This window comes from Actinomycetospora sp. TBRC 11914 (assembly GCF_012933465.1).
Classification (GTDB): Bacteria; Actinomycetota; Actinomycetes; order Mycobacteriales; family Pseudonocardiaceae; genus Actinomycetospora.
On sequence record NZ_JABBND010000016.1, the window covers coordinates 91,503 to 113,571 of the forward strand.

A 22,069-nucleotide genomic window follows, 5' to 3' on the forward strand; every position below is an offset into this window, starting at 1 on the left:
ATCCTCCTTGGTCCCTCGGGGGTCTCGGCGGGGCGGCGGGTCACGCCGGCCCGGTCAGCGGAAGAGAGCGGTCGTCGGGCGCGACGGCACGCGTCGTCGAGCCCGGGAGCGGCCGGTCGAGGTCGTAGACGAGCAGGTCGCCGCTGGTGCGCCCGTGCGCCGAGATGACCACGGGGAAGTCGCGGGCCAGCTCCGCGTTCAGCTCCGTCGAGGAGTTCGCGAGGCCCTGGGCCGAGAGCGCGGTCGAGACCATCGCGTAGCGGCAGTCGTTGCGGCGGGCCACGTCGAGCGAGGTCAGCTTGTGCACCCCGAAGCCGGGCATGACGAACTGTGCGGTCTGCTCGCCGAGGCAGATCTGCGCGGAGTGGTCGACCTGCGCGAAGACCTGCGGGATCACGCGGGCGTAGGCGTCGTCGCGCGTCGTGTGGACCTGCCACCAGCCCGCCAGCGACCCCGCGAAGAGGGCGACGACCGCCACCCCGACCAGCACCCGCCACGGCGCCCGCCAGCGGCCGGCCTGCGTGACGAGGAGCCCGATGACCACGGTCGAGGGCACCGCGAGCAGGTAGAACGTCTGCTCCTCGACCTCGCCGAGGGCCCCGGTGTAGAGGATCGCGGCGAGCACGCCCGCGAGCCAGCAGGTGACGAGCGAGAGCGTGGCCTCGGCGGGGTCGGCCGAGACCCGCGGATCCCCCGCGCGGATGCGGCCGTGCGCACCGCCCGCCGGCGCGGCGTGCGCGCCCCTCCTGCGGGTGCGGGGGCTGCGCAGCGTCCGCCACCCGATGAGGAGCAGGTAGAGCGCGTAGCAGACGGCCACACCGATCAGCGCGTACGAGGACGCGAAGAGCGAGAGGTTGGCGAGGATGCGGCTGACGAACCCGGGCGAGTTGCTGTGCGCGGTGAAGCCGGTCTCCTTGATCAGGCCCACCGCGCGGAAGGTCCCGGCGAGGGTCTGGTCGAACCACCAGCCGATGTCGCCCCGCAGCAGGACGATCAGCACGTACACGCCGTAGACGCCGAACTGCAGCCCGAGCACGCCGGCGGCCTCGCGGCGCCGTAGTCCCCACGCGGTGACGATCATGATCATCAGAGGGACGGCGGTGATCAGGCCCGACGTGCTCTTGGTCGTCACGGCCAGCCCGAAGAACACGCCACCGGCCACGAGGAACGCGCGCCGCGCGGGCACCGTCTCGCGCTCGACCGCCACGAGCAGGCACAGCACGCCCGCGAGGACGCAGAACATCATCGGCGCCTCGAGCATCACCCGGCTGTCGAAGCGCACGACGAACGCGTCGAGGGCGTAGACGAGCCCGGAGACCAGCGACGCCCACCGGCCCACCACCCGGCGGGTGACGGCGACGACGAGCAGCGTGTTGACGAACGCGAAGACCAGCAGGGCCGGGCGCAGGCCCAGCACGGCCCCGACGGTCATGTGGTCGACCGGGTGGGTGACGAACAGCGAGAAGTACAGGAAGGCCAGTGGCGGGTGCAGGTAGAACGGCTCGTCGAAGAGCTCCGCGCCCCGTCCGGCGGCGAACGAGTTCGCCACGTCCGCGTACTGGACCTCGTCCATGAACAGCTCGTAGGCCTGCGTCTGGTGGAACGCGCGCAGCCCGACGGCGAGCGCGGCGAGCGCCACCGCGCCGACGACGTAGACCCACTGCCCGGTGCCGCCCGACCCGGGCACCACCCGGCCGATCCGGCGCGCGAGCCCGGAGCCGGCGTCGGTCCGGTCCGACCGGCCGGTCGGGGGCGCGTCGTCGGTGGTCTGGGGGGCGGAGCGGCGGACGAGCCGGGCCACCGAGGAGGACGAGTCACTCACCGGCGCCCCGCCGTCCGCCGTCCGCGGCGGCGTGGTGCGTCGCGGGCCGGTCCTCGGCGACCACGCGCCGGTAGAAGGCGTCCTGGGTGGCCGCGAGGGTGTCCCAGTCGTGCACGCGGGCCATCTCCGGCCCGCGCCGGCACACCACCGCGCGCCACGGGTCGTCACCGGCGACCGAGACCAGCGCCGCGGCGTAGGCCGCGACGTCGAAGCCGTCGTCGGTCGGGCCGTCGCGGGGCACCAGCACCCCGCCCTCGGCGGGCACGACCTCGCGCAGGCAGTCGATGTCGTAGGCGACGACCGGGGTCCCGACGGCGAGGGCCTCGGCCGCGACGATCCCGAACGTCTCGAACCGCGACGGCACCGCCGCGACCCGCGCCCCGGCGACCAGCTCGGCCTTGTCCCGGCCCGCGACCCAGCCGAGGAAGCGCACCCGGTCGGTGATCCCGAGCTCGGCGGCCCGCTCGCGCAGCGCCGCCTCGTCGGGCCCGGCGCCCGCGAGCAGCAGGTCGCCCTCGAGGCGGGGCGCCGCGAGGGCCCACGCGTCGAGCAGCAGGTCCAGACCCTTCTGGGCGATCTCCAGCCGGCCGACGAACACCACGTCCGCGCGCTCGTCCACCGGCCGCGGCGCGACGGTGAAGGCCACCGGGTCGACGCCGTTGCCGATGACGGCGACCTCGGCGCGCGGGGTGAGGGCCTGGGTGGCGGCACCGACGCCGTGGGACACCGCGACGATCCGGCGGTGGGTGCGCACACCCCAGCGCTCCACCCAGTGCACCGGCACGTGGTACTGCCGGGCCTTCTCGCGGGCGTTGAGCCACTGCACGACCCCGACGACGGGCACGCGCGTCCAGGCCGGGATCGCCATCGAGGAGATCGGGGCGAAGAAGTCCTCGACGACGAGGTCGACCGGCCCGGGCCCGGTGTCGTCGCCCGGACGGCGGCGGCCCGCGCGGCGGGCCGCGAGGAACGCCGCGGCCATGTACGGGAGGAGGCGGGTCAGCCGGGTGCGCCCGCGCCCGACGTGCGGGTGGACCCAGGACACCGAGCCGGTGCCGTGCCGCTCCACCCGGTCGGTCGCCCCCGGGTAGCGCCCGGTGAGGACGGTGACGTGGTGGCCCGCGGCGGCGAGCCGGCGGTCGATCTCGGCGGTGCGCAGCGCCCCGCCGCCGGAGCCGGGCATGGCCGGGTCCTCGAAGGCGAGGTGCAGGACGTGCAGCCCCCCGTGGTCCCGGTCGGGCGTCCCGTCGGCCGGCCCGGGCCGGGGCGCGACGCGGCCGCCGAGGACGGGCAGCCCGACGAGCCCGAGGCCGACCACCCCGACGGCGACCACCCAGCCGAGCACCGAGAACGGCCCGGGCAGCAGCCGGACCAGCGCGAGCAGCGCCACGACGACGACCGCGTAGCCCAGCCCCGCGGCCCCGGCGCGCACCAGGCCCGGCTCGGTGCCGACCGGCCGCGGCCGGTGCGTGGCGCCGAGCACCGCGACCAGCGCGGCGCCGGCGGCGGCGCCGAGCGCGGCGCCGGCGGCGAGGCCCCCGGTCGCCCCGGCGGGCACGCCCGGCAGGCCGGCCAGGGCCCCCGTCGCGCCGAGCGCGAGGCCGCCGGTCAGGGCGAGCACGGCCGCGGCGAGCGCCACGGCCAGGGCCCGGCGGGCCCGGACCGCGAGCAGCAGCGTCGCGAGCACCGTCGTCGTCCCCAGCCCGACGCCCATCACCGCGAGCACCGGCAGGAGGGCGACCGACGGGAGGTACGCGGCGGGCAGGACGAGGCCGACGAGCGGGGCGGGCACCGTCGCGACGACCGCGGCGGCGGGCACGACGAGGCGCACGTAGGACCCGAGCGCCTCGCGCAGGCGCAGGTCGCGGGCCGGGCCGGCGGCGACCCGCAGGACGGGGAAGCTGACCAGCGCGGTGCCGACGGCGACGTACACCGGCGCCTTGGCCAGCGTCGACACCGCCTGGTAGCCCGCGGCCGCCGCGGCGTCGGCGGGCGCGGTGACGACGGTGGCCACGACGACGGCGTCGGCGGCGGCGAGCGCGGACAGCACCGCCTGCGCGGCGGCCACCCCGCCGGTCTCCGCCCACCGGGCCCGGTCGAGCAGCGCGGCGCGCACCTCGCGCCACGCGATGCCGCGGAACGGGCCGGCCGCGGGCCGCAGCGACACCGCGAGCACGGCGGCGGCGCCGACGGCGAACCCGCCGACCGCACCCCACGCCCCCGCGCCGAGCACCACCGCGACGACGCTGGCCACGAGCCGGATCGCGACCTCGCCCACGGTGAGCACCGCGTACCGCAGGAAGCGCGACTCGCCCTGGAGGAAGCCCCACACCGGGGCGATCGCGAACAGCGCGAGCCCGGAGACCGCCGCCGCGAGCGCGATCGGCAGGCCGTCGACCGGGGCGACCGGCGCGACGACCAGCCCCAGGACGAGCGCCGCGAGCACGCCGACCAGCACCGACACCCCGACCGCGAACGCGGTGGCCGCCCGGCGCGGGGCCGCGTCCCGCGGGTGGGCGCGCACCACGTGGGCCAGGGGGAAGGGGATGAGCGCCGCCGAGGCGACCCCCGCGGTGCCGACGACGGCGACCGCCGCGGCGAAGGCGGTGTACTCCGCGGCGGGCAGCAGGTGGGCCATGACCAGCGTGACGGCGTAGCTGAGCAGCCCCACCAGCCCGCCCGAGGCGGAGAGCAGGGTCGCGGTGCCGCCGGTGGCCCGCTCCCCCGCGGGCGCGACGGGGGCCGGCGGTACCGGCTCGGCACCGCCCGCGACGGGTGCGGCGGGCAGCAACGAGCCGGCCGCGGTGGGGAGGGTCGGCTCGGGGTCGTCGCGCTCCCGCGACGGGGCGGTCGTCATCGCGCTCCGAGGTCGGCCGCCCCCTCCGTGGCGGCGCTGGTGGGCCCGGGACGCGTGCGGCCGACGGCGACCGCCGTCGGGCCGCCGAGCAGCTCGTGGCGGCTCGCGAGCCGGACGTACGGGTCCTGCGCGCCGATCCGCCCCAGCACCGCGAGGGCGTCGACCTCGTCGCAGCCGCGCAGGAGCGCGACCAGCTCGCCGGGTCCCTCCGACCCGGGCGCCACCCGGACGGCGACCTCGTCGGTGAGGCGCAGCGCCGCGGCCGCGTCCCAGGGCCGGTCGTGGCCGAAGTGGGCCACGGTCGTCATGTCCGAGCGGGCCCGCCGCCGGGTCGCGGCACGGTGCAGCGCCGAGCGGTCGGCGGGCGGGAGGTGCGAGTCCTCCGCGTCGACCCGGTGGAAGGAGCGCATCTCGGAGAGCACCGAGCCGGCCAGCAGCTCGGCCGAGCGGTCCCAGCCGAAGCAGGACGCCCAGTCCCGGCAGGCCTGCGAGATCTCCCGGGCGCGGCCGGGGTCGGCGAGCTCGGCGAGGGTGCGGGGCAGGGCCGCGGCGAAGTCGTCGATGCCGTCGACGAGCCAGCCCGTCACGCCGTCGAGAACCGAGTCACGGATGCCGGTCGCCCGCAGCGCGAGGCAGGGGACGCCGGCGGCGGCGCCCTCGAGCACGACGAGCCCCCAGCCCTCGCCGTCGGAGGTGGAGGTGGTCAGCCACGCCGAGTCCATCAGGGCGTCGCGCTCGGCGTCGGGCAGCCGGCCGTGGAAGCGCACGACGCGGCCCAGGCCCAGCTCGACCGCGGTGCGGCGCAACGAGGTGAGCTCCGGACCGTCGCCGATGATCTCGACCTGGAGGTCGGGAACGTGGGGCAGCGCTGCCCACACCGCGTGCAGCAGCAGGTCGACCCGCTTGTGCGGGACCAGCCGACTGGTCAGCACGATCGTCGGGCGGTCCGCGCGGGTGGCGGTCGGGCCCGTGCGCGGGTGCTGGGTCATGCCGTTGGTGACGACGTCGATGGGCCCGTCGAACTTCAGCCGGCGCCGCAGCTCCTGGCGGGTCGACGCGGAGACGGCCACGGTCCGCTTGCCCGAGTACACCCGCCGGGCGACGCGGCCCTCGAGGAGCCGGCCGACGGCCGCCCCGGTCGGGGAGAACCGCGTGGAGAACTGGTCCTGGTGCACGTGGTGGACCACCTGCACCGTCGGGACGGTGTTGCGGGTGAACAGCGGCGAGAAGAAGGGGATGCCGTTCTGGCAATCGACGACGGCGTCGAACCGCTGGCGCACGCTGCCGCGCAGCAGGCTCAGCGCCGCCCGCGCGTAGACCGACATCGTGGCGCCGGCCCGGCGGATCTCGATGCCGTCGATCTCGTCGTGGGCGGTCTGCCCGGCGTCGCGGGCGGTCAGCCAGGTGACGTGCACGCCGGCCGCCACCCAGCGCTTGGAGATCTCGTGGGCGTAGAGCTCGGCGCCCCCGGCCTGCGAGTGCCGGACGTCGCGCCAGTTGAGGACGAGCACCCGGCAGCCCGCGAGCTGCTCGGTGGCGCGGCCGAGGACGGGGACGGCGACCGGCGTGTCGCCGAGGTCGGTCCCGGGGGTGAGGGTGGAGGTCACGACGCGCTCCCGGAGGTCGCAGGCAGGTCGGTGGGGCCGGGTGCCGTCCCGGCGTCGGCGCGGGAGGGCAGCACCGGCCCGGTCCCGCGGTTGAGCTCACGGTGGAGCTTGGCGACGGCGGTGAACGCGGCCAGGCCGTCGCGGACCGGCCGCAGCGTCGAGCCGGCGGTGTCGGTCCAGGTCACCGGGATCTCCTCGATGCGGCCGCCGTCGTCACGGATGAGGCGCAGCAGCTCGATGTCGAAGGCGAAGCCGGTGGAGCGGGCGCGCCACATCGCGTTCTGCGCGGCGACCCGGTCGAAGAACTTGAAGCCGCACTGGGTGTCGCGGATGCCGGGCACCAGCGGGCGCGACAGCATCCGGAACGCGGTGCCGCCGAGACGGCGGCCGAGCGGCTGCTTGCCGGCGATCGACGCGCCCGGGGCGTGGCGCGACGCGATGGCCGCGGCGGCGCCGCCGTCGAGGGCCGCCATGACCGGGAGGAACGTCTCGAGCGGCGTGGAGAGGTCGGCGTCGGTGAAGCCGACGATGCGCGACCGGCTCGTGCGCAGCCCCCGGTGCACCGCGGCACCCTTCCCGGCCTGGGAGCAGCCGATGGCGATGGCCTCGACGCACCAGCCGGTGGCCACGTTGCAGGCCCGGCCGGTGACGGCGAGGACGGTCGCGGCGGTGTCGTCGACGCTGCCGTTGTCGACGACCACGACCCGCGAGGTCCACGGCTGCTCGGACAGGAACGCCACCATCGCGGCGAGCGTCGCGGGCAGGCGCCCCGACTCGTTGTACGCGGGGATGATCACCTCGAGGTCCACCGGCGAGCGACCGGCGGGGTCCTCGCGGTGCGCCTCCGGGTGCTCGGTGAGCTCTCCCGAGGCGCGCGAGACCGCCCGCGCGACCGCCGAGACCACGGCGTCGTCGACCACGTCGACCAGCTCCGAGCTCCGGACCGCGTCGCCGAGCTCCGTCGGGCGGCGCTCGCCGGCCCCGGTCCGCAGGGCGGGGTGCGGAGCGATGACATCCCCCAGTCCGTCCATCACGTTCTGCACGCCGCCAGCATCGACCGTTCAGCCCAAGAACTAACCCCCTTGCTCCAGGGCCGTTCGGGCTAGCCGGGCGCGTTTCACCTGGTGGAGGCGTGTCTGCCGCTCCATGGAGTCCCGACTGCTCCGGTCGGGTTTTCACACCGGCGGGTGACCGTCCGCCCCGGCGCGTCGACGGCACGCGCGTGTCGGCCCGGGAGTGCGCAGTCGCGGGGAGGGCCGGACAGGGTATGCCGCGGGGACGGCAGCGGGCCGTCGTCGTGCCCGTCGGGGGCGCGTGCTCCGGGCGCCGCGATCACTCCCGGTGAGGCCGTCGTCCACGGTCTCGCCAGGGCCCGGTGCGGCACCGCGGGACCGGCCTCGTCAGGGCCGTCGGGCCGTCCGGGTCGGCTCCCGGAGCCGCTGTGGATCGGGCGTCCGGGGGGCCGCCGGAGGCCGAACCCTGTCGACGTCACCTCGTCGGATCGCTGTGCGCAGCCGGTTCCCGGGTCGCCAGGACGGGGTGGGCCGGTCCCGCCGTCATCGTCGGGACCTCCGCCCGACGTCGGGGTGAAACATCGAGATGCCCACTGTGTCCACCCGGGGAACGTGACCGGTATCTCTTCACGGTTCGGCAACCTTCTCGACGTGGTCCCGAACCCGGCTCCCATCAGGCCCTATCGTCGATGCCCGACGCATTCCGGGTGGTCTTACTGAACCGATCGAGCAACGGAGCGTGACCGACCACGGTGTTCACCGTGCCCGCCCGCCCCTAACGTCTCCTCTCCGGAAGCGTCACCACCCGACGTCCGGAGGGAAACCACCAGATGACGACAGCCGCAGACCGGAGCCCCGACACCGCGGCTGGCCTCGACCCTGAGTACTCCGAGGCCGATGTCCACCAGGAGTTCGGTGAGAACCCGAACGAGGTGCGCGACACGAACCACTACAAGGACGAGTACATCAAGGGATTCGTCGACAAGTGGGACGACTACATCGGCTGGGAGGGACGCGCCGCCAGCGAGGGCTCGTTCTTCATCGACCAGCTGCGCGCCCGCGGCGTGGAGAAGGTCCTCGACGTCGCGACCGGCACCGGGTTCAACTCGGTGCAGCTGCTCGAGGCGGGCTTCGAGACCGTCTCGGCCGACGGCAGCGCCGAGATGCTGGCGCGGGCCTTCGCGAACGGCCGCGAGCGCGGGCACGTGCTGCGGGTGGTCCAGGCCGACTGGCGCTGGCTCAACCGCGACGTCCACGGCGAGTACGACGCGATCATCTGCCTGGGCAACTCCTTCACGCACCTCTTCTCGGAGCGTGACCGCCGCAAGGCGCTGGCGGAGTTCTACGCGATGCTCTCGCACGACGGCGTGCTGATCCTCGACCAGCGCAACTACGACTCGATCCTGGACGAGGGCTTCTCCTCGAAGCACAAGTACTACTACAGCGGCGACACCGTCACCGCCGAGCCCGAGTACCTCGACGACGGCCTCGCGCGCTTCCGGTACACGTTCCACGACGACGGGTCCGTGTACCACCTCAACATGTTCCCGCTGCGCAAGGACTACGTGCGCCGCCTCATGCGCGAGGTCGGGTTCCAGAAGATCGACACCTACGGCGACTTCCAGGACACCTACGGCGAGGACACCCCCGACTTCTGGATCCACGTGGCTGAGAAGACCTACCGCACCGACGAAGAGCTGGCCGACTCGTACTCGACGGCGGTCCACACCGCGCGCGACTACTACAACTCGACCGACGCCGACACCTTCTACCACGAGGTGTGGGGCGGCGAGGACATCCACGTCGGGCTCTACGACAGCCCCGACGAGCCGATCGCGCCCGCCTCGGCGCGCACGGTGGAGCGGATGGCCGAGACCGCGGGCATCACCGCCGACACCCGCGTCCTCGACATGGGCGCCGGCTACGGCGGCGCGGCCCGGCACCTGGCCCGGAAGTACGGCTGCCGGGTGACCTGCCTCAACCTCTCCGAGGTCGAGAACGAGCGGAACCGGGAGAAGACCCGCGAGCAGGGTCTCGACCACCTCGTCGACGTCGTCGACGGCTCGTTCGAGAACATGCCGATCCAGGACAACGCCTACGACCTCGTGTGGTCGCAGGACGCGTTCCTGCACTCCGGCGAGCGGACGACGATCGTCTCCGAGATCGACCGCGTCCTGGTGCCGAGCGGGCAGATCGTGTTCACCGACCCGATGGCCGCCGACGGCGCCGACACCTCGCAGCTCACGCCGATCCTGGCGCGCCTGCACCTGGACTCGCTCGGCTCGCCCGGGTTCTACCGCGAGGAGTTCGCGAAGCACGGGTTCACCGACTACTCCTTCGAGGACCACACCGACCAGCTCACGACGCACTACGGCCGGGTGCTCCAGGAGCTCGAGAAGGCGGAGAAGGCGTTCGCCGGCAAGATCTCCGAGGAGTACATCTCGAACATGAAGACGGGTCTGAAGAACTGGGTCAACGGCGGCAAGTCGGGCCAGCTGTCCTGGGGCATCTTCCGCATCCGCCACTGAGTCCGGGTCCGGTGGGGCTGCTGCTCCCCTGTGTTGCAAGCGAAGCGTCGTTGCTTGCATCCAGTGGCAGAAAAGCCCCGTCGTCGGAACAGTGGTGAGCACGGCACTACTACGGCGGGCGTATCGCGGGTTGGTACGCCCGCCGTAGTCGTCGGTCCACACCCGTCGCGGGATGCCTATCCCTCCCCAGGACGGCCCGCCGCGTTACCGGTCGCGCGCCGACCGGGCCCAGCGTGGCGGCCATGCGACGCAACATCCGGACGGACGACCTGGACCTCCTGAGGGCGCACGCCGTCGACGGCGTCATCGCCGTGTGCGTGCTCGTGGCTCTCGGGATCCCGGAGAGCACCGTGTACCGCCGGTGCCGCGCCCGGGGGCCCTGGCAGCTCCTGGCGCCGGGCGTCGTCCTGCTCAGCACCGGCACACCGACGAGACGCCAGTACCTCCGTGCGGCGCTGCTCCACGGCGGTCGCGGCACGGTGATCACGGGACTCGACGCGGCCCGTGCCCACGGCCTGCGTCGCGGCGAGCTCCCCGAGCACGTCCACGTGCTCATCCCCGGCGCCCGCCAGGTGCGCAGCGTGCGGAACATCGTCGTCGAACGGACCGGACGGCTCTCGCCGAACCCGCTCATCCGTGACGGTCTCCCCGTCGCGCCCGTCGAGCGGTGCGTCCTCGACGCGGTGCGCCGGCTGCGCGACGAGTCGGACATCGCGGCGATCCTGACCGAGCCGGTGCAGCGGCGGATGATCCTCAAGGAGACCCTGGAGGAGGAGCTCGAGGCCGGGTGCCGCAAGGGGTCGGCCACCCCGCGGAAGGTCCTCCACGCGATCCGTGACGGGGTCCGCTCCCCCGCCGAGTTCGACGTCCGCACCTGGTGGCTGTCCCGGCCCGAGCTCGAGCCGGTCCACTTCAACGTCGCCCTCTTCGACGAGGACGGGACGTTCCTGGGCATCGCCGACGCCTACGACGACCAGGTGGGGTTGGTCGTGCCCGTCGACTCCGTCGAACAGCACTTCGCGACCCCGCAGCAGGTGGCCCTCACGGAGCGGCAGCACCGCGCCTACCGGGCGGCTGGGCTCCACGTCCTCGGCATCCGGCCCAGCCGGGTGCGCACCGACCCCGACGGGCTACTCCGCGACGTCCTCGACGCCCTGCGAGTCGCTGCGGCCCTCCCGCCGGCCCGGGTGACCTGGCGCCCCGACGTGGCCGCACGGGCATGATCGCGGGTCGACGACGAGGCCGCACGGGCCTGATCGCGGATCGACGACAACGGGGCTTTTCTGCCACTGGATGCAAGCAACGACGCTCCGCTGGCACCCACGGCGGCGATCACCGGCTCGTCAGCGCCGACACCCCACGCCCGACCACCGAGCGGGCCTTCCGCCAGGTCTTGGACACCACGGTCGAGAGGTCGTCGGTCGGCGTGAGGATCACCCGGCGCATCTCGTAGGGCGACCCCGACGGGCCGGCCAGCCCCGGACGGGTCGTCACCGCGCACCGGTAGCCCAGCTCGGACACCAGCCGGGTGGTGGTCGCGGAGTAGTCGCTCGCCGAGCCGTTGGGGAACGCCAGGGTGTCGATCGGGATACCGAGCCCCGACTCCAGCTCCCGCCGCGAGTCGGCGAGCTCCGCCAGCTGCCCCGCCTCGGTCTCCCGCTCCAGGATCGCGTGCGTCACGGTGTGCGACCCCACCTCGTGGCCGGCCGCGAGCAGCGACTTCGCCCCGCCCCAGTCCATGAAGAGGCCCTCGCCGACGGAGGTCGGCGCCGGGTCGAGCTCCTCGGCCACCCGGGCGACCTCCGCGACCCGGCTCGCGTGGTCGAGGCCCTTCACCGACGCGCGCACCGCCGCGTGGGCGGCCTCCCGCGCGGCCGGCGACGCGAGCTCGTACACCGTGTCCCCGACCGCCAGCCGCGGCGCCCGGGCCCGCTCGAACGCGGCGGAGAGGTCCTCCCACCAGGCGCCGACGGTGCCCGACAGGAAGCCGGGCACGAGGAAGAACGTGGCCGGGAACCCGTGCTCGGCCAGCATCGGCACGCCGAGCTCGAGGTTGTCGAGGTACCCGTCGTCGAACGTCAGCACGACCGCCCGCGGCGGCAGCGGCTCCCCCGCCTCCATCCTGCCCAGCGCGTCGCCGAGGGAGAGCACGTTGGCGAACCGCGCGATCGTCCGCAGCTGCTTCGCGAAGCCCAGCCGGCCCACGCCCGGCGGGTCCGGGAACCCCGGTGTCGGGTCGATGTTGTGCCAGCCGAGCACGAGGAGCCGGTTGCTCATGCGAACCGATCGTAGGCGCCGTCCCGGACGTCCCCGCCCCCGGTGGCGGCGACGGCGTCGGCCACGACGCGGGCCACCGCGGCCCGCCGGGCGGGGTCGGCCCGCAGCGACCGCGAGAGCTCGAGGTGCACGAAGGTCGTGCCGAGGCGCGCGGCGAGCCGCCCCTGGACGTTGCGGGTGCCCGAGAGCCGCTCGCATCCGGGCTCCCCGCCGCCGCGGACCCGTTCGCCCGCCGCGCGCAGGCCCTGCGTCACCTCCGCGAGCAGCGCCGAGCCCGGTCCGGCCCCGGACGAGGCGACGACGTCGAAGTCCGGCCGGTCCCGGCACCCGTGCACCTGCACCTGCGGGGTCCCGTGGGCCGCGACGATCCCCGCGGCGAGCCGGGCGAACACCGAGTCCGGCCGGTGGGAGACGTCGGCCGGGAACTCGGCGCGCCGTCTCGCCCCCGGCGGCGCGCCCGCGTGGCGGTGCGCCCCGGCCTGGAGCAGCAGCGCCCCGTCCAGGCGCGCCAGCACCCCGAGCCCGAGGCGCTCGGTGCGCAGGTCCGAGTGCGGGTGCGGGATCTCGACGACGACCTGCGGGGCGGGGTCCCCGACGACCGCGGGCAGGACGACGAGGCCCCACGCGCGCGGCGTGCGCGGGTCGGCCACGAGCAGGGTGCGCCCGCCGACGCGGCGCACCGCGAAGCCGGCGGCCCGGCCGGCCGCGTCCAGCTCCCGGACGGGCGCCCCCGCGCATGCCGCGAGGACCGCGACGACGAGGCCGTCGACCGCCGGGTCCTCGGCCGGGCGCGGCGGCCGGTAGGGGCCGTCCACGCGCAGGGAGGTCGTGAACCGTTCGACGGCGCGGGCGAGCGGCCCGTCCTCCGCGTCGCCCTCCACCCCCGGAGCCTGCCACGGCCGGCGGCCGGACACCGAGCGGTCGAGCAGCGACCAAGCCGGGTCGTGCTCAGGCGCCGGCCGGGTATGCCGGGCCCCACGCCGGACGTTCGACGCGGCCGGCGGAGCCCTCCACCGGCCCGCCGTAGACCGACCGGGGGCCGCCGCTGGGCGGGTTGCCGAACGGTGGGGTCCCGAACGGCGCCACGTAGAAGTCGAGCGGGCGGCGCGGGGCGTTGAGGAAGGCCGCGGCCTCGGGGTCGGGCTCGAACGGCAGCTCCGCGCCGAACGGGAACACCGACTCCGCGAGGGCCGAGGCCGAGGCCGCCCCGACGGCGGGCGACGCCCACCCGGGCACGGCCGGCTCGCCGTCCGGGCCACCCGCCCAGGACGGCGCGGCCGCCTGGGGACCCGAGGCCGGCCTGAGGGCCACCAGCCGGCGCCGGCCCGCGCGAGGGCCCGCCGACCCCAGTTCCTCCGGACCGCCGTCGTCACTACCCGCGATGCGGGAACCACGCTCCGCCATGTCGACCATTCTCGGAGGCACCCCGTCGACGTCCCGGTCGGGGGACCCGCCTTCGGCCGACCGGGGTTGCACCGGGGCCGCCGGTCCGGCACCGCGTCGCGGGGGGCCCGGGGGGCGCGGCCGATCGGGCCCGTGGACCCGGTGACGCCTCCGTGGTGCGGCCCAACGGAGCCCCGCGAACGGTCACCCTCGGTACTCGATCCGCGGGTGACGTGCCGCCCACCACCGTCACCCCGGGGCGCGGCGACGCGTTGGGCTCTCCGGGACGACGAGCCGCACCGGCCCGCCGCCGACCGCGACGCCGCGGTGCCCCGAGGCCTCCCCCGACCGGTCGACACCGGCGCCGAACCCGGCACCCCGGTGAGGCGCCCGTGAGGTGGTCGCGCAAGATGTGCGCCCAGAGCGAACGATGTTGGTCCTTCTGAGCACACATACGGTCGTTCCACGGACAGGAGGAACTCCTGATGGACTATCCTGGCCCCTCGTTCGCCCGTTCGAATGAACTGCAGAGCCGCCTGCACGACATGGTCCCCGGCGGCGCCCACACCTACGCCCGGGGCGACGACCAGTACCCCGAGGACATGGCGCCGATCATCGAGCGCGGCCTCGGCGCCCGGGTCTGGGACGCCGACGGCAACTGCTTCGTCGAGTACGGCATGGGCCTGCGGGCGGTGACCCTCGGTCACCAGTACGGGCCGGTCGTCGACGCGGTGCGGGACGCACTGACCCGCGGGGTGAGCTTCACCCGCCCCTCGACGCTCGAGGTCGCGGCGGCCGAGGACTTCCTGTCGCTCGTCCCCGGAGCCGAGATGGTCAAGTTCGCGAAGAACGGCTCCGACGCCACCACCGCGGCCCTCCGCCTCGCGCGGGCCGTGACCGGGCGGGACCTGGTGGCCGTCGCCGACCAGCCCTTCTTCTCCACCGACGACTGGTTCATCGGCGCCACCGGCATGCCCGGCGGCATCCCCGTCCCCGCGCGCCACGAGGCCGTCCGCTTCACCTTCAACGACCTCGAGTCGCTGCAGACGGCGGTCGCGGCGCACCCCGGCCGGATCGCGGCGGTGTTCATGGAGGCCGCGACCGGCCTCGTCGCCCCCGACCCGGGCTACCTGCGGGCCGTCCGCGACCTGTGCACCGCCGAGGGCATCGTGCTCGTCTTCGACGAGATGATCACCGGGTTCCGGTGGGCGGCCGGCGGCGCCCAGGAGGTCTACGGCGTCGTGCCCGACCTCTCCACCTGGGGCAAGGCGATGGGCAACGGCTTCTCGATCGCGGCCCTCGCGGGGCGGCGCGAGCTGATGGAGCGCGGCGGCCTGGACACCGACGACGAGCGGGTGTTCCTGCTCTCGACCACGAGCGGGCCGGAGCTCGTCGGGCTCGCCGCGTTCCGGGCGGTCGCGGAGGCCTACCGCACCACCGACCCCGTCGGGACCATGCGCCGCACCGGCGGGCGCCTCGCTGCCGAGGTGAACGCCGTGGTCGACGACGCCGGGCTCTCCGACCACCTCGACGTCGCGGGCGACCCGAGCTGCCTGGTGTTCCGCACGCGCGACGCGCACGGCCTGCCGTCGCAGGAGTACCGCACGCTCTTCCTCGCTGAGCTGCTGCGCGGCGGCGTGCTCGGGCAGTCGTTCGTGGTGTCCGCGGCGCACACCGCCGCCGACGTCGACCTCACCGTCGCGGCCGTGGCGGCCGCCCTGCCGACCTACGCGAAGGCGATCGAGCTGGGGACCACGGACGGGCTGCTCGAGGGCCGCCCGGTGGCGCCCGCCCTGCGCCCGCACGCGACGCCGCGCCGGCGGGCCGCCGTGGTCGGCTGACCCGGGGACGTCAGCCCGGCACGCCCAGCACGGCGACGCCGTCGTAGCGCGCGGCGAGCTCCTCGGGCATCGGCGCGAGGTCCGAGCAGCGGCGGAAGTCGCGCAGCGAGGTCCCCGAGCACTCCGAGTCGACGTTGCGCGACCCGCGCCCGGCCTCGACGTCGTCGATGTCGACCACGCGGAAGTCGATCGAGAAGCGGGTGCGCCCGGAGGTGTTGGGCACCGACGAGTGCAGCTGGTTGCCCGAGAACACCATCATCCCGCCGACCTCGGGCACGACCCGGACCTGCGGGTCCAGCTCGACCGGCTCCTCGGGCTTCGGCTGCTCGCGGGTGTCCTTGCCGATCTGCGAGGCCGCCGAGAACCGGCTGGTGCGGTTCCACTCGGCGTAGTCGTAGCGCCGGGACCCGTTCTTGACACCCTGCGTCATGTACTTCGGGTGGAACGCCATGACGTTGTCGGCGGTCACCGGGTAGACCGGCATCCACCAGTTGGTCTGGCACATCGGCGCCGAGTACCAGGTGTCGCGGTGCGGGTGGAACGCGTACGCGATCCCCGTCGTCAGGTAGTCGTTCGACGTCGAGGTCCGCAGCCGCGGCACGTCGAAGTAGGTCCGCTGCGGGTCGCAGCCGCGCTCGGAGAGCACCGCCGGCAGCAGCTCCTTGCAGCGCGGGTGGTGGATGAAGCGCGGCTTGAGCTCCGCCAGCAGCGCGGCGAACTTCTCGACGTCCATGTGGTGCTGCGCGGTCTCCGGGTCGAGGTCGCCGAACGCCTCCTCGACCAGGCCGCGCGTGAAGTCCACCAGCGCGAGCGTCGCCGGCGAGGCGCCGTACACCATGACGTCGCCGCGGTACAGGTGGTCGCGTCGCGTGGCGTCGTCGAACGACGGGTTCGACAGGACGTTGGTCACCTGGCACTCCTCCCCGCGCCGACTCCCCGTTCGGGGGCCGCCGCCGGTCCGTCCGTTCGATCTCTCGGCAACGTTATGACGTGCTCCCCCCGGAGGGGTTGTCAGGGGGTGGCGAGATCACGGACGGCGCCGTGGTCCGTGTACGGAGAGTTCCCGCGCCCCACGCCCGCCGCAGGCGTCCGTCGCCGGTCGCCTGGTGCCCCACGACGACGTCCGCCCACACATCGCGGCCGAGGCCCCCACCCGAGCGCGCTCAGCCGACCACGCCGCGGACGATGTCCCGCAGCTCGGCGGCCATGTTCGCCGAGGTGAAGCGGGCCTCGACCTCCTTGCGGCCGGCCTGCCCCATCTGGGCTGCGCGGTCGGGGTCGGAGAGCAGCTCGGCGATCGCGTCGGCCATGGCCACCGGGTCGTCCGGGGGGACGAGCAGCCCCGTCCGGCCGTGGTCGACGTAGGTCTCCATCCCCGGGTTGTCGGTCGCGACGACGGGGCGGCCGCTGGCCAGGCCCTCGAGCGCCACCGTGAGCCCCGCCCCGACCGGGTTGGGCCGCAGCGCGATCGCGACGACGGTGGACCGCCGGTAGAGCCCGCGCATCGCCGCGTTCATCCGGCGGGCGTGGACGACGCCCGCCTCGGGCGCGAGCTGCACCGGCAGCGTCGTCGCCAGCTCCAGCCACGCCGGCACCCCGCCGGCGCGCACGCGCTCGACCGCGCCGACGAGCGTGGCGTGGTCGCGGTTGCGGTCGTCACCGACGCTGGTGACGGTGACGCCGCCCGGGTCGCGGCCCTCCCACGGCTGCTCCGGGTAGAACTCCGGGTCGATCCCGAGGGTCACCCCGTGGACCCGGTCCGGGTCGAGGTCCCAGTGCTCCCGCAGGATCGGCACCAGCCCCGGCGACTGCGTGAAGAGCCCGGCCGCGCGGCGCAGCGCGGTCATCGCGACGCGGCGGTGCGTCGGCCGCAGGAGGTCCGGGCGCACGAGCCAGCCCACGCCGGAGACCACGGGCCGGCGCCGGGAGGTGAGCAGCGCGGGGAGGCCGTTGCGCTCGTCCATGCACAGCAGGGCGTCGGCACCACGTCGCTGCGCCGCGCCGGAGACGGCGGTGACGGCCTCGTACATGTCGAGGCGGTCGCGCACCTTGCGGGAGGCGTAGGCGAGCGCGCCGTGGGCGGGGCGGCGGAAGGTGACGACGTCGCCCTCGTCGCCGAGGTGGTGGAGGCCGTAGGGGGTGTGGTCCGGGATCTCGCCACGCGCGTTCCGGAGCCGGTACTCCTCCACGTCGAGCTCTTCGGGCAGCTCCACGTGCACGTGCATGGTCGACCACCTCACCTGACCCGATCGGGCGTATCGCGCACGCTACCGTTGCCCTCGGCGGCGCCCGACGCCCGGATTGCCCGGGTGCGCCCGGCCCCCGCACGCCGGCCCGTCCGCCGCGCGGGGACCCCGTCGTCGCAACCCCGTCACGGCCCGTCGGCCCGCCCGGTGTGACGGGGCGCCCACCTGCTCGTCGGGCGGGTGACGCAACCCCCGGCGGTCACGGAACGTCTTGTGGTCGTCCCGTCGTCCGCGCTCGGAGCAGGGAGGACGGGCACCCCGAGGAACCCCGGGACCACATCGCTACCGTGGTCACCCGACCCGACCGGTCGCCGATCGGATCGCCCCCGGCCCCGACAGGACGGACCCAGGATCTTGCCCGGCAGAGCGCTCATCCTCGTCGAGAACCTCTCGGTGCCGTTCGACCGCCGCGTGTGGCAGGAGGCCACGACGCTGCGCGACCACGGCTGGGACGTCGAGGTGATCTGCCCGCTGGGGACCGAGCGGGACACCGAGCGCGAGGCGGTCGTCGACGGGGTCGCGATCCACCGCTACCCGCTGACGGCGGCGTCCGGCGGCCCGCAGGGCTACCTCAAGGAGTACGCCTCCGCCCTCTACCACTCGATCCGGCTGGCCCGCGCGATCACGCGCCGCGCCCCGGTCGACGTCGTGCACCTGTGCAACCCGCCGGACCTGCTCTTCCTCGTGGCCCTCGTGCTGCGGGTGATCGGGCGCCGGCACGGGGTGCGCACCCGGGTGGTGTTCGACCAGCACGACCTCGTGCCCGAGCTCTACCTCTCCCGGTTCCGCCCCAAGCGCGACGCGCTGTACTGGGGCCTGCGCGTGGTCGAGTTCCTGACCTACCGCACCGCCGACACCGTCATCTCGACCAACGAGAGCTACCGCGCCAAGGCCGTCGGCCGGGGCCGGGTCCGCGGCTCCCGCGCCTTCACGGTGCGCAGCGCGCCCGCCCTGGACCGCTTCAAGCAGGTCCCGCCGGAGCCGGAGCTGGCGAAGGGCCGGGAGCACCTGCTGGTCTACCTCGGCGTCATGGGCCCGCAGGACGGTGTGGACTACGCCGTGCGCGCCCTCTCCCAGCTCGCGGAGCGCCGCGACGACTGGCACGCCGCGTTCCTCGGCGGTGGTGACGCCTACGACGACGTCGTCGACCTGGCGCACCGTCTGGGCCTCGACGACCGCGTGACCTTCACCGGCATGGCCGACACGCCGCTGGTGCGCCGCTACCTCTCGACGGCGTGCCTGGGCATCGCGCCCGACCCGCTGAACCCGCTCAACGACGTGTCCACCATGAACAAGATCATGGAGTACATGGCGATGGGGCTGCCGATGGTCTCCTTCGACCTCACCGAGAGCCGGGTCTCCGCCGGCGACGCGGCGCTGTTCGCCCGCCCCAACGACGTCGACGAGTACGCCGCGCTGGTCTCCGAGCTGCTCGACGACCCGGTGCGCCGCAAGCAGATGGGCGAGGTCGGGCGCGAGCGCGTCGCCGGCGCGCTCTCCTGGACCCGCTCGGAGGAGTCGCTGCTCGCGGCCTACGCGACGGTCGACCCCGACCCGGCGTGCCCCACGACGCCGGCGGTCACCGACCGGTGACCGGCCCGACGGAGCGGCGCGGGGGGGACCGGCTCCGGGTGCTCGTCGTCGGACAGGCGTCGTCGACGCCCGGCGGCATCGCCGCGGTCCAGCGGCTGCACCAGCGGTTCCTCGACGCCCGCGACGACGTCGACGTGCGGGTCGCGATCACCTACGACGAGGTGGGCCCGCTGCGGCGGCTGTGGCTCATGGTCCACGGCATCGCCCGGGCCCTCGCGCTCGTGCTCACCGGCCGCGTCGACGTCGTGCACCTCCACCTCGCCAAGGGCCTCTCCGCGCTGCGCAAGGGCGTCGTCGTCGCGGCCGCCCGGTCCCGCGGCGTGCCGACCGTGCTGCACACCCACGCCGGCGCCTTCGCCGACTGGTTCGACGGCCTGCCCGCGCCGCTGCGGCGGGCGGTGGCCCGGATGCTGCGGGCCGACCGCGTCGTCGCGCTCTCCCCGGGCGCCCGCGAGGTCTACACCTCCCGCCTCGGCCTGCCCGACGACCGCGTCGCCGTGCTCGCCAACCCCGTGGAGTGGCCGGCCGAGGTGCCCGAGCGCGACCCGCGCACCGACACCGTCGAGGCGGTGTTCCTCGGACGGCTCATCGACCGCAAGGGGGTGTTCGACCTCGTCGACGCCCTCGCCGGCCTGGACGCCGCACACCGCGCCCGGCTGCACGTGACGGTCGCCGGCCACGGCGACGCGGACGCCGTGCGGCGTGCGGTGGACCGGCACGGCCTCGACGCCACCGTCGACGTCCGCACCTGGATCGGGCCCGACGAGCGCGACGAGCTCCTGCGCACCGCCCAGATCCTCCTGCTGCCGAGCTGGTGGGAGGGCCTGCCCATGTCGGTGCTCGAGGGCATGGCGTGGGGCCTGTGCCCGGTGGTCACCCCCGTCGGGGGCCTCGCCACGCTGGTGCGCGACGGGGACAACGGCGTCGTCGTGCCCGTCGGGGACCCCCCGGCGCTCACCGCGGCGCTGGACAAGCTCCTCTCGGACGACGAGGTCCGGGTCCACCTCGGGGCGCGCGCCCGCGAGAGCGTCCGCGCCTTCGGCGCCGACGCCTGGGCCGACCGGCTCGTGACCCTCTACCGGGAGCTCGCCGGCTCCCGACCCGACACCACCGCCTGAGAAGAACAGCTCCCCCACCGGAGCGACGACGAAGGAAGGGCTCCCCATGGCCGACCGGAGCGAGCACGGCACCGTGCTGACGTACGACCCGATCGAGTTCCCGTTCGCGACCGTGGTCGCGAAGATCCTGGACACGCCGGACCTCGAGAAGATCCACGACCTCGGTCGGCGGTCCGACGTGGACAACCACGATCAGGACTCCGACGACCACACGATCTTCTACCGCGAGTACGACCAGGTGCGGGACCTCTACGACCGCTTCCTCGTCGAGTGGATCCTCCCGCAGTACGGCGAGGACCTCGCGGTGCAGCGCGTCCCCACCTTCCGCGTGCACCGGCCCGGCTCGGTCGCGGTGAGCGAGTTCCACAAGGACTCCGACTACAACCACCAGCCGGCCACGCTGAACTACTGGCTGCCGCTGACCCGCGCCTACGGCAACAACTCGATGTGGATCGAGGACTCGCCGGGCAGCGACACGTACTCGCCGGTGGTCGTCGACCCGGGCGAGGTGTGGCGCTTCGACGCGGTGAACAACCGCCACGGGAACTACCCCAACGACACCCCGACCTCCCGGGTGAGCTTCGACTTCCGCGCGATCCCGCTGCGCCTCTTCGTCGACGAGGGCAAGTCCACCGTCAACGCCAAGCGCCGGATGGACCTCGAGGGCTACTACCGCAAGCTGGGCGCCGACGGGACGTTCCAGAGCTAGCGCATGTGAACGGATGTGGTCGCCATGACGACCACATCCGTTCACATGACCATCTGGTCTATCCCCCGCGACGCGCGCCAGCCGAGCACGTCCGCGATCCGGGTCGCGTCGGCGACGACGCGGGCCGGGTCGCCGGGGCGCCGCGGCGCCACCCGGTAGGGCACCGGCCGGCCGCGCACCCGCTCGACGGCGCCCACCACCTCGAGCACGCTGGTGGGCTCGTTGCGCCCCACGTTGAGCACCCCCGGCGAGGGAGCGTCGTCGTCGAGCAGCACCTGCGCCGCCGCCACGTGGGCCTCGGCGAGGTCCTCGACGTGGACGTAGTCGCGCAGGCAGGTGCCGTCGGGCGTCGGCCAGTCGTCGCCGAACACGCTCAGCGGCTCGCCCGACTCCGCCGCCCGCGCCACGAGCGGCAGCAGGTTCGTCGCCCCGCGGTCGGCCAGCGCCGCCGACGCCGCACCCGCCACGTTGAAGTAGCGCAGCGCGCACCAGCGCAGCCCCGCGGCCTCGGCGTGGCGGCGCACCGCCCACTCGCCGGCGAGCTTCGTCTCGCCGTACGGGCTCGTCGGCAGCGTCGGGAAGTCCTCGCCCACCGGGTCCGCGCCCGTCTCGCCGTAGACCGCCGCGCTCGAGGAGTACAGGACGCGGCCGATCCCGGCCGCCGTCGCCGCCCGCAGCAGCGCGACGGTGCCCCCGACGTTCTCCTCGTAGTAGTGCAGCGGCACGGCGACCGACTCCGGCACCGACTTCTTCGCGGCGAGGTGCACCACGCCGTCCAGGCGACGCCGGGAGGTGAGGCCGGTGAGCATCGCGGGCAGGTCCGGGTCGAGCAGGCTCGTGCGCACCAGGTGGACGTCGTCGGGCAGGCGCTCCGCCAGTCCGCTCGAGAGGTCGTCGAGCACGACGGCGTCGTGACCCGCGGCCCGCAGGGCGCGCAGGACGTGGGCGCCGATGTAGCCGGCCCCACCGGTCAGCAGCCAGGTGCTCACCGCCCGGACCCTAGTCAGCGGTCCCATCCGTGTCTCCGGGCGCCCGCCGCCGACGGTCGTGCGCCCTCGCACGAGTAGCATCCGAA

Annotated in this window: 16 protein-coding genes; 6 read left to right on the top strand and 10 right to left on the bottom strand. The window is 74.7% G+C overall.

Translation table 11 applies throughout. From position 1 onward, the window contains the following. Positions 1 to 40 precede the first annotated feature (40 nt). The 4 genes from HH311_RS22390 to HH311_RS22405 are packed head-to-tail and all read right to left on the bottom strand — an operon-like array spanning position 41 to position 7,329. On the bottom strand, positions 41 to 1,822 hold the full coding sequence (locus HH311_RS22390; protein ID WP_169185910.1) for a phospholipid carrier-dependent glycosyltransferase: 1,782 nt from the start codon (positions 1,820 to 1,822) through the stop codon (positions 41 to 43). Next, entirely contained in the window at positions 1,815 to 4,679 is a 2,865-nt protein-coding gene (locus HH311_RS31075) for a glycosyltransferase family 4 protein (protein ID WP_211190635.1), read from the bottom strand. The genes HH311_RS22390 and HH311_RS31075 overlap by 8 nt, the downstream gene beginning before the upstream one ends. Continuing rightward, complete coding sequence (locus HH311_RS33515) at positions 4,676 to 6,286, bottom strand: glycosyltransferase family 4 protein (RefSeq protein WP_169185911.1); 1,611 nt, start codon at positions 6,284 to 6,286, stop codon at positions 4,676 to 4,678. Before HH311_RS33515 ends, HH311_RS31075 begins: the two co-directional genes overlap by 4 nt. Beyond that, positions 6,283 to 7,329 carry a glycosyltransferase gene (locus HH311_RS22405; RefSeq protein ID WP_312030327.1) on the bottom strand — a complete coding sequence of 349 codons (1,047 nt, stop codon included), beginning with the start codon at positions 7,327 to 7,329 and terminating at the stop codon, positions 6,283 to 6,285. The genes HH311_RS33515 and HH311_RS22405 overlap by 4 nt, the downstream gene beginning before the upstream one ends. Positions 7,330 to 8,129: 800 nt before the next feature. On the opposite strand from HH311_RS22405, the gene HH311_RS22410 reads away from it, so the two are divergent. Together HH311_RS22410 and HH311_RS22415 are read left to right on the top strand one after the other, a co-directional pair. After that, a complete protein-coding gene (locus HH311_RS22410) occupies positions 8,130 to 9,827 on the top strand; it encodes a methyltransferase domain-containing protein (RefSeq protein WP_169185912.1) in 1,698 nt (565 codons plus the stop codon). Positions 9,828 to 10,069: 242 nt separating this feature from the next. Beyond that, positions 10,070 to 11,050, top strand: coding sequence for a hypothetical protein (locus HH311_RS22415; protein ID WP_248292916.1), 981 nt, complete (start codon positions 10,070 to 10,072; stop codon positions 11,048 to 11,050). Positions 11,051 to 11,159: 109 nt separating this feature from the next. On the opposite strand, the gene HH311_RS22420 is transcribed toward HH311_RS22415, so the two are convergent. The 3 genes from HH311_RS22420 to HH311_RS22430 all read right to left on the bottom strand — a co-directional run bounded on the left by HH311_RS22420 (position 11,160) and on the right by HH311_RS22430 (position 13,508). Then, on the bottom strand, positions 11,160 to 12,104 hold the full coding sequence (locus HH311_RS22420; RefSeq protein ID WP_169185913.1) for a polysaccharide deacetylase family protein: 945 nt from the start codon (positions 12,102 to 12,104) through the stop codon (positions 11,160 to 11,162). Further along, positions 12,101 to 12,985, bottom strand: a complete 885-nt coding sequence (locus HH311_RS22425) for a hypothetical protein (protein ID WP_169185914.1) — start codon at positions 12,983 to 12,985, stop codon at positions 12,101 to 12,103. The genes HH311_RS22420 and HH311_RS22425 overlap by 4 nt, the downstream gene beginning before the upstream one ends. A 67-nt stretch (positions 12,986 to 13,052) precedes the next feature. Continuing rightward, complete coding sequence (locus HH311_RS22430; RefSeq protein WP_169185915.1) at positions 13,053 to 13,508, bottom strand: hypothetical protein; 456 nt, start codon at positions 13,506 to 13,508, stop codon at positions 13,053 to 13,055. A 464-nt stretch (positions 13,509 to 13,972) separates the two neighbouring features. Between HH311_RS22430 and HH311_RS22435 the strand changes: the two genes are divergently transcribed. Further along, positions 13,973 to 15,328, top strand: a complete 1,356-nt coding sequence (locus HH311_RS22435; protein WP_169185916.1) for a glutamate-1-semialdehyde 2,1-aminomutase — start codon at positions 13,973 to 13,975, stop codon at positions 15,326 to 15,328. A gap of 10 nt (positions 15,329 to 15,338) precedes the next feature. Here the strand turns inward: HH311_RS22435 and HH311_RS22440 are convergent, their stop codons facing one another. Further along, the gene (locus HH311_RS22440) at positions 15,339 to 16,238 is read right to left on the bottom strand and encodes a phytanoyl-CoA dioxygenase family protein (RefSeq protein ID WP_169185917.1); all 900 of its coding nucleotides are present in this window, start codon (positions 16,236 to 16,238) and stop codon (positions 15,339 to 15,341) included. A 253-nt stretch (positions 16,239 to 16,491) separates the two neighbouring features. After that, entirely contained in the window at positions 16,492 to 17,553 is a 1,062-nt protein-coding gene (locus HH311_RS22445; protein WP_169185918.1) for a glycosyltransferase family 4 protein, read from the bottom strand. 375 nt (positions 17,554 to 17,928) lie between these two features. On the opposite strand from HH311_RS22445, the gene HH311_RS22450 reads away from it, so the two are divergent. Genes HH311_RS22450 through HH311_RS22460 form a run of 3 tightly spaced genes read left to right on the top strand, consistent with a single transcriptional unit; the run spans position 17,929 to position 20,994 of the window. Beyond that, positions 17,929 to 19,167: a glycosyltransferase family 4 protein gene (locus HH311_RS22450; RefSeq protein WP_169185919.1), complete on the top strand. Its 1,239-nt coding sequence runs from the start codon at positions 17,929 to 17,931 to the stop codon at positions 19,165 to 19,167. Further along, entirely contained in the window at positions 19,164 to 20,285 is a 1,122-nt protein-coding gene (locus HH311_RS22455; protein WP_169185920.1) for a glycosyltransferase family 4 protein, read from the top strand. Before HH311_RS22450 ends, HH311_RS22455 begins: the two co-directional genes overlap by 4 nt. A gap of 46 nt (positions 20,286 to 20,331) precedes the next feature. Next, positions 20,332 to 20,994, top strand: coding sequence for a streptomycin biosynthesis protein StrG (locus tag HH311_RS22460; protein ID WP_169185921.1), 663 nt, complete (start codon positions 20,332 to 20,334; stop codon positions 20,992 to 20,994). Between the two features lie 41 nt (positions 20,995 to 21,035). On the opposite strand, the gene galE is transcribed toward HH311_RS22460, so the two are convergent. Next, positions 21,036 to 21,983 (bottom strand): UDP-glucose 4-epimerase GalE, encoded by a 948-nt coding sequence (gene galE, locus HH311_RS22465; RefSeq protein ID WP_312030328.1) that lies wholly within the window; start codon positions 21,981 to 21,983, stop codon positions 21,036 to 21,038. Positions 21,984 to 22,069 lie beyond the last annotated feature (86 nt).